Source organism: Sediminibacterium sp., from assembly GCF_030695065.1.
In the GTDB taxonomy this organism is placed as follows: Bacteria; Bacteroidota; Bacteroidia; order Chitinophagales; family Chitinophagaceae; genus Sediminibacterium.
In genome coordinates, this window is record NZ_JAUYTR010000008.1 from 1 (window position 1) to 1,355 (window position 1,355).

1 protein-coding gene is annotated in these 1,355 nt (G+C 44.7%); it reads right to left on the reverse strand.

What is annotated here, in order from left to right:
* The coding region (locus tag Q8S25_RS02170; protein WP_305534434.1) for a hypothetical protein at positions 1 to 1,355 on the reverse strand (1,355 nt) is incomplete at both ends.

Below are 1,355 nucleotides of genomic sequence, written 5' to 3' on the forward strand. Positions count from 1 at the left end.
TTAATCGTTGTACTTGTTCCTGTTCCGTTGATTGCTCCCGGATTAATCGTCCAGTTACCCAGTGGTAAACCACTTAACTCAACACTGCCCGTTGCAACTGTACAAGTAGGTTGCGTGATTGCTCCAACTATTGGTGCAGTGGGTGTAGCTGGTTGGGTGTTGATGAGCACGTTCGCTGATGCCAATGAAATACAACCGTCTGCGTTCGTAACGGTGTAGTTGTATGTGCCTGCGAGTAAATTATTAATCGTTGTTGTTGCGCCGCTGCCTGTAATCGCTCCCGGATTAATCGTCCAGTTGCCCAGTGGTAAACCACTTAACTCAACACTGCCTGTTGCAACCGTACAAGTAGGTTGTGTAATTGCACCAACTATTGGTGCAGTGGGTGTAGCTGGTTGGGTATTGATTAAAATATTGGCAGAAGGTAACGAGGTACAACCATCAGCGTTTGTAACGGTGTAGTTGTATGTGCCTGCGAGTAAATTATTAATCGTTGTTGTTGCACCGCTTCCTGTAATCGCACCTGGATTAATCGTCCAGTTACCGAGTGGCAAGCCACTTAGTTGAACACTACCGGTTGCAACTGTACAAGTGGGTTGTGTAATTGCTCCAACAATTGGTGCGGTAGGTGTTGGGGGTTGCGTGTTTATTAAAATATTTGCTGATGGTAATGAAGTACAACCATCAGCGTTAGTCACCGTATAGTTATAAGTACCCGCTAATAAATTATTAATCGTTGTAGTTGATCCACTACCAGTAATAGCTCCTGGATTAATTGTCCAGTTGCCTAGTGGCAAACCACTTAGTTGAACACTACCTGTTGCAACCGTACAAGTGGGTTGTGTAATCGCTCCAACAATTGGTGAGGTAGGTGTAGGTGGCTGTGTGTTTATTAAAATATTTGCTGATGGTAATGAAGTACAACCATCTGAGTTAGTCACCGTATAGTTATAAGTGCCCGCTAATAAATTATTAATCGTAGTGCTTGTTCCTGTTCCATTGATTGCTCCTGGATTAATCGTCCAGTTGCCCAGTGGTAAACCACTCAGTTCAACACTGCCCGTTGCAACTGTACAAGTAGGTTGTGTGATTGCTCCAACTATTGGTGCAGTGGGGGTTGGGGGTTGCGTGTTGATGAGCACGTTCGCTGATGCCAATGAAGTACAACCATCTGCGTTCGTAACAGTGTAGTTATATGTACCCGCTACTAAATTATTAATCGTTGTTGTTGCACCGCTGCCTGTGATTGCTCCTGGATTAATCGTCCAGTTGCCTAGTGGTAAACCACTAAGTTGAACACTGCCCGTTGCAACTGTACAAGTAGGTTGCGTGATTGCTCCAACTATTGGTGCAGT